Annotated in this window: 5 protein-coding genes and 1 pseudogene; all 6 read left to right on the top strand. The window is 74.0% G+C overall.

Features of this window, described 5'->3' with window-relative positions:
• Positions 1-46: 46 nt before the first annotated feature.
• Positions 47-757 carry a Flp pilus assembly protein CpaB gene (cpaB, locus tag SSBG_RS09030; RefSeq protein WP_037869302.1) on the top strand — a complete coding sequence of 237 codons (711 nt, stop codon included), beginning with the start codon at positions 47-49 and terminating at the stop codon, positions 755-757.
• 10 nt (positions 758-767) lie between these two features.
• Positions 768-2,376 (top strand): annotated as a pseudogene (locus SSBG_RS09025) (AAA family ATPase); the annotation flags it as partial.
• Positions 2,376-2,870: a TadE/TadG family type IV pilus assembly protein gene (locus tag SSBG_RS30890; protein WP_078491255.1), complete on the top strand. Its 495-nt coding sequence runs from the start codon at positions 2,376-2,378 to the stop codon at positions 2,868-2,870. The pseudogene SSBG_RS09025 and the gene SSBG_RS30890, both read left to right, overlap by 1 nt.
• The gene (locus SSBG_RS09020; RefSeq protein ID WP_008745874.1) at positions 2,867-4,207 is read left to right on the top strand and encodes a CpaF family protein; all 1,341 of its coding nucleotides are present in this window, start codon (positions 2,867-2,869) and stop codon (positions 4,205-4,207) included. The genes SSBG_RS30890 and SSBG_RS09020 overlap by 4 nt, the downstream gene beginning before the upstream one ends.
• A gap of 118 nt (positions 4,208-4,325) precedes the next feature.
• Positions 4,326-5,270 (top strand): type II secretion system F family protein, encoded by a 945-nt coding sequence (locus SSBG_RS09015; RefSeq protein ID WP_008745873.1) that lies wholly within the window; start codon positions 4,326-4,328, stop codon positions 5,268-5,270.
• Positions 5,271-5,346: 76 nt separating this feature from the next.
• Positions 5,347-6,249 (top strand): DUF5936 domain-containing protein, encoded by a 903-nt coding sequence (locus SSBG_RS09010; RefSeq protein ID WP_008745872.1) that lies wholly within the window; start codon positions 5,347-5,349, stop codon positions 6,247-6,249.
• Positions 6,250-6,478: the final 229 nt, after the last annotated feature.

Raw genomic sequence — 6,478 nt, 5'->3', positions numbered from 1 at the left:
CACCCGTCCCCGCCCCGACTCCCGCCCCGATCGAGGTACTCCGGCCATGAACTCACGCCAGCGCCGAGGCGTCGTCCTGATGGTGCTCTCCGCCGTGTGCGCCCTCGTCGCGCTCGTCGGGGTGCTCGGGGTCGTCAGGAACGTCAACTCCAAGGTGGGCGACGAGAAGACCGCCTACCGGCTCAAGAACGACATCGCCCCGTACAAGAGCATCGACGCCTCGCAGTTCGAGAAGGTGTCCGTACCGAAGCGCTGGCTGCCCGACACCGCCGTCACCGAACTCGGCGCCCTGCGCGGCAAGATCGCGGTCACCACGCTCCACCGGGGCTCGCTGCTCCAGGACGACATGATCGTGAACCGCCCCGCGCTGCGGGCCGGGGAGCAGGAGATCGCGATCATGATAGACGCGGCGACCGGCGTCGCCGGGAAGATCACCCCCGGCTCCTCGGTCAACATCTACGCGACGTTCAAGGCCCAGAACGAGGGCCAGAAGGACGAGTCCCGGCTCATCGTGGAGCGCGCCCAGGTCCTCGACGTCGGCAAGCTCACTCCCTTCGACCAGAACAACGACGACAACCGCAACCGCACCACCGAAGCCGTCCCCATCACCTTCGGGCTCGGCACCGGCGACGCCCAACGCGTCGCCTACGCCGAGTCGTTCGCGACCCACGTCCGGCTCGCCCTCGTCGGCGCGGGTGAGCAGCCGCCCGCGGCGGCGGGCCCCGACCGCACGTACACCCTGGACAAGGACAAGTGAGGCGGCGGCCATGAGCACGCGCATCCTCCCGGTGGCGGGCGATCCCGACCTCGCCCGTTCCCTCGTCTCCCTGCTCAGCCAGCTCCCCGAGAGCGAACCCGCCCTGCCCGTACCGGACTCGACCGCGCTCCTCGACGCCCTCGACCGGCTCGCCGCCGAATCGCTCGGCGAGCTGCCCGAAGTCGTCCTCGTCCACGAACGCGTCGGCCCCGTCCCGGCCCTGGAACTCGTTCACGAGGTCGTACGGCGCTTCCCGCAGGTCGGCGTCGTCCTCGTCACCGCCGACACCGGCACCACCGTCCTCACCGCCGCCATGGACGCGGGCGCGCGCGGCATCCTCCCGCTGCCGCTCACCTACGACGCCCTCGCCGAACGCGTCCGCGCCGCCGCCGAATGGGCCGCCGGGATGCGCCGCCACCTCGGCAGCGGCGGTGACGGCGGCCAGGCGGGGGGCGGGCGCGTCGTCACCGTCAGCGGCGCCAAGGGCGGCGTCGGCACGACCCTCGCCGCCGTTCAGCTCGCCCTCGCCGCCCAGGCGTCCGGCGGCAGCGTCGCCCTGGTCGATCTCGACCTCCAGTGCGGGGACGTCGCGGCCTTCCTCGACGTCCAGTTCCGCCGCTCCTGCGTGGACCTCGCCGGGATCGCCGACCTCACCCCGCGCGTCCTCCAGGACGCGATGTTCCCGCACCCCAGCGGCCTCGGGCTGCTCCTCGCCCCCGCCGAAGGCGAGCGCGGCGAGGAGGTCACCGAACGCGCGGCCCGCCAGATCCTCGGCGCCCTGCGCTCCCGCCACGACCTCGTCGTGGTCGACTGCGGCTCCCAGCTCACCGCCGCGAGCGCCGCCGCCGTCGAACTCGCCGACCAGGCGCTCCTGCTGGTGACCCCCGACGTCATGGCCGTACGCGCCGCCAAACGCACCGTGCGCCTGTGGGAACGCCTCCAGATCCGCAAGGCGGAGGAGACCCTCACCGTCCTCAACCGCCACACCCGCTCCGGCGAGATCCAGACCGCCCTCGTCTCGCGCATCACCGGCACCCGTACCGCGCGCACCACCGTTCCCGCCGCGTACAAGGAACTCGCCGGAGCCATCGACGCGGGCCGCGTCCACGAACTCGACGCGCGCGGCTCCGTACGGCAGGGCCTGCGGGCCCTCGCGGCCGAACTCGGCCTCGTCCAGGAGCCGGACCGGCCCGCCGGCGGCCGGCGCCGCAGGAAGGGCGCGCACACGGGCGTCTCCACCGCGCTCGCGCGCCGGGGCGACCGCGGCGCCGTCACCCTCGAATTCGCCGGGATCTTCCCCCTCGTCCTCGTCGTCATCGGCCTCATGTGGCAGTGCGCCCTGTACGGCTACACGTTCAGCCTCGCCGCGAACGCCGCCGACGAGGGCGCCCGCGCCGGCACCGCGGCCGTCGCCGCGGGCGGGGACGGCGCCGGGGCCTGCCAGGCCGCCGCGAGCCGCCACCTGCCCGGCGCCTGGAAGAGCGCCGCCGTCGACTGCGGCGGCGCGGGCGACGTTCTACCAGACCACCGTCCGGGCCAAGGTCCCCCTCTTCTTCCCCGGGGTCGAAGGAGGTTATACCGTCAAGGGCTCGGCGGGCCCGGCCGCGCAGGGCGAGCGATGCCGGCCCCGGCGGCGCCCGCGCTCACCGGCGCCGGGCACCCCCGTACGCGGACGGGGCACCGCACGGCCGGCCCCCGCACCCCCGCTCTCCTCCGTACGCGTCCCCGCTCCCGTCCCCGCCTCCGCTCGCGCGACGACCGCGGCAGCTCCATCCTCGAATTCGCCGGTTTCCTCCCCGTCCTGCTCCTCGTCGGCCTCGCCGCCATCCAGCTCGGCCTCGTCGGCTTCGCCGCGAACCAGGCCGGGAGCGGCGCCCGCGCCGGGGCCCGCGTCGCCTCCCGGGCCGAGGGCGGCAACGGGGTCGCCGCCGCGCGCGCCGCCATGACCGACGGGCTCGACGCCACCGTCACACCCGGCGGGGGCGGCGACACCACCACGTACACCGTCGCCGTCCGCGTCCCGACCCTGCTGCCCTTCGTCGGCAAGGGCTGGACCGTCACCCGCTCCGCGACCATGCCCAACGACGACACCGGGGAGGTGACCCTGCCGTGAGCCTGCGCTCCCGCATCTCCGCGCCCGAGGACGAGGGCGCGCCGGAGGACGGCCACCTCGTGGCCGGATACCGCGCCAAGCTCCTGGAGGAGATCGATCTCGCCGAGATGTCCGCGCTCTCCGCGAGCGAGCGGCGCACCCGCCTCGAACGCGTCCTCGGCCACCTCATCAGCCGTGAGGGCCCGGTCCTCTCCACCTCCGAACGCAGCCGCCTCATCCGGCGCGTCGTGGACGAGGCCCTCGGCCTCGGCATCCTCGAACCGCTTCTCGAAGACGCCTCGGTCACCGAGATCATGGTCAACGGACCCGACGCGATCTTCGTCGAACGCGCGGGCCGCGTGGAACGCCTCCCGCTCCGCTTCGCCTCGCACGACCAGCTCATGCAGACCATCGAGCGCATCGTCTCCACGGTCAACCGCCGCGTGGACGAGTCCAACCCGATGGTCGACGCCCGCCTCCCGAGCGGCGAGCGCGTCAACGTCATCATCCCGCCGCTCGCCCTCACCGGCGCGACGCTCACCATCCGCCGCTTCCCGCGCGTCTACACGCTCCCCGAGCTGATCGGCCTCGGCTCGCTGGACGAACACATGCTGCTGCTCCTCGCCGCGTTCGTCCGCGCCCGGCTCAACATCATCGTCGCGGGCGGTACGGGCACGGGCAAGACGACCCTCCTCAACGCGCTCTCCGGCATCGTCCCGGCCCACGAGCGCATCATCACCATCGAGGACTCCGCCGAACTCCAGCTCCAGCAGGCCCACGTCATCCGCCTGGAGTCCCGCCCGCCCAACGTCGAGGGCAAGGGCCGCATCACGATCCGCGACCTCGTGCGCAACTCCCTGCGGATGCGCCCCGACCGCATAATCGTCGGCGAGGTCCGCGGCGGCGAGACCCTCGACATGCTCCAGGCCATGTCCACCGGCCACGACGGCTCCCTCGCGACTGTCCACGCCAACTCCGCCGAGGACGCCCTGATGCGCCTGCAAACCCTCGGCTCCATGTCCGAGGTGCGCATCCCCTTCGAGGCCCTGCGCGACCAGATCAACTCCGCCGTGGACGTCGTCGTCCAGCTCGGCCGCCAGGCCGACGGCTCCCGGAAGATCACCGAGATCGCGCTCCTCACCTCGCGCGGCCACGACCCCTTCCGCATCACCACCGTCACCCGCTTCGAGACGGCCCCGCTCACCGCCGACCGCGTCGTGCGCGGCACCTACCGGCACCTCCCGCTGCCCCGCTCCGCCGCCGAGAAACTGCACCTCGCCGGAGAGGTCCTGCCCGCGGCCTACGGCGTCGCCCCCGACGACGCGCTCGCCCCGCACACCAGGGAGGCGACCGGATGACCGCGGCCCACCCCCACGACACCCGGCCCCACGACACCCGGCCCCACGACACCCAGCCCCACGACACCCGGCCCCGCACCACCGACTGCCGACGGACTTCGCCCGAGGAGGCTCCCGCATGAGCAACGGTCCCGCCCTCCTCGCCCTCGGCGCGACGCTCCTCGCCGGCGTCCTCCTCGTCGCCGCCGCCCGCCTGTGGTCGCAGGGCCGCGCCGCGCGCGAGGCCCTCGTCAACCGCCTCGCGGGCGACAGCCACCTCGGCAGCCGGACGCAGGGCGCCCGCCGCCTCGCCGGGCTCGACCGCGCCGTGCGCCGCACCCGGGCGGGCCGCGCCCTGCACCGCCGCCTCTCCGCCACCGGACTCCCTGTCTCCACAGGAGAGTTCACCCTGTACGCCCTCGCCGCTCTCGTCCTGCTCTGGACCGCGGCCGCGATCGTCCTCGCGCCCTTCTTCGGGCCCATCGCGGCCCTCGTCGGCGCCTGGTCCGCGTACGCCTTCCTCAACTGGCAGCGCGCCAAGCGCATCGAGGCGTTCATCAGCCAACTGCCCGACGTGGCACGGCTCCTCGCCAACGCCACGGCCGCCGGACTCGCCCTGCGCACCGCGCTCGCGATGGCCGCCGAGGAACTGGAGAACCCGGCGGGCGAGGAACTGAGCAACGTCGCCGACCAACTCGCGCTCGGCCGCTCCGTCGACGAGGCGCTGGACGAACTCCAGCGCCGCCTCCCCTCGCGCGAACTCGTCGTCCTTGTCACGACGTTGGCCCTCTCCAACAAGGCGGGCGGCACCGTCGTCGGCTCCCTGCGCAACCTCACGGTCACCCTGGAGGAGCGCAAGGAGACCCGGCGCGAGGTCCGCACGATGCTCTCCGAGGTCAACGCGACCGCCTTCACCGTGCCCGCGCTCGGCCTCGGCTCGCTCCTCCTCGTCAACGCCCAGAACGACGGCGCCCTGCACCGCGTCACCGGCTCCGGCCTCGGCCAGTTCCTCATCCTGCTCTCCCTCGGCCTCTACACCGTGGGCTTCTTCGTCATCCGCCGCCTCGGAAGGATCGACGTATGACCCGCCGACCGGCGCACCGCCCCGCCCGCCACCCCGCGCCCCCGGCGCGCGGCCCCCGCCCCGGAAGGAGCACCGCATGAGCAACGCAACCCTCGGCACGCTCCTCGCCCTCCTCATGGCGGCCGGCGTCGGCGGCGTCCTCCTCGGCCTGCGCATGTACCGGAGCGAGACCAAGCTCCCCGACGACCTCGCGCTCGCCCTGGAGGTCGGCTCCACCCGCGTCAAGGCGGCCGACTCCGCGATCGACCGCCTCGGCCTGCGCTTCGCCCCCCACGTCCTCCGGCTCATGGGCGCGCGCCGCGTCGAGGCCAAGCGCCGCCGCATCGACATGGCGGGCAACCCCGGCGGCCTCACCCTCGACCGCTACGCCGCCCGCCGCGCCGTCTACGGCGTCTTCGGCCTCCTCATGGCCGCGATCTTCGCGAGCTACGGCTCCCCGCTCCTCGCCCTCCTCGCCCTCGCCTTCGGCCTCGTCGCCGCCGACGCCACGATCTGGCAGGCCGTGCGCGAACGCCGCGCGGTCATCGACCGCACCCTCCCGGACTTCCTGGACGTCCTCGCCGTCGTCGTCAGCGCGGGCCTCGGCTTCCGGCAGGCCCTCGAACGCGTCGCCGAGAAGTACGAGGGCCCCTGGGCCGACGAACTCCGCATCACCCTGCGGCAGATGGACATGGGCGTGAGCCGCCGCCAGGCGTTCGACGAACTGCGCCGCCGCAACAACTCCGAGCAGGTCGCCCAGTTCGTCTCCGCCCTCCAGCAGGGCGAGGAACTTGGCTCCCCGATCGCCGAGACCCTCATCCAGATCGCCAACGACATGCGCCGCACCGACGCCCAGCAGGCCCGCCGCCGCGCCGCGAAGACCATCCCCAAGGCCACCATGGCCACCCTCGTCTTCATGCTCCCCGCCACGATGATCCTCATCGCGACGGGCATGTTCCTCGGCACCGGGTCCGACCTCGGTTCGATCCTGGGCGGGTGACGCACCCATGACACCCCCGACCCGGCAGGCCGCGCCGACCGCGCCCGCACCGCACCCCGCGCCCCCGGCCCGCCGCTACGGCCCGTACGAGACGACCGGCGCCCCCACCCCGTACGACGGTGGGCCGGCCTTGGCGTACGGACCCGCCCCGCTGCCTCCCCTACCCCTCGCCGTCGCTCCCCTCCCGCCCCTCCCGCCGGTCCCTGTGTCCCCGCCCCCCCGCGCACGC

It is taken from the genome of Streptomyces sp. SPB074, from assembly GCF_000154905.1.
GTDB lineage: Bacteria > Actinomycetota > Actinomycetes > Streptomycetales > Streptomycetaceae > Streptomyces.
Note: the sequence above shows the minus strand (reverse complement) of the source record. Positions and strands in the feature narration are given on the sequence as shown.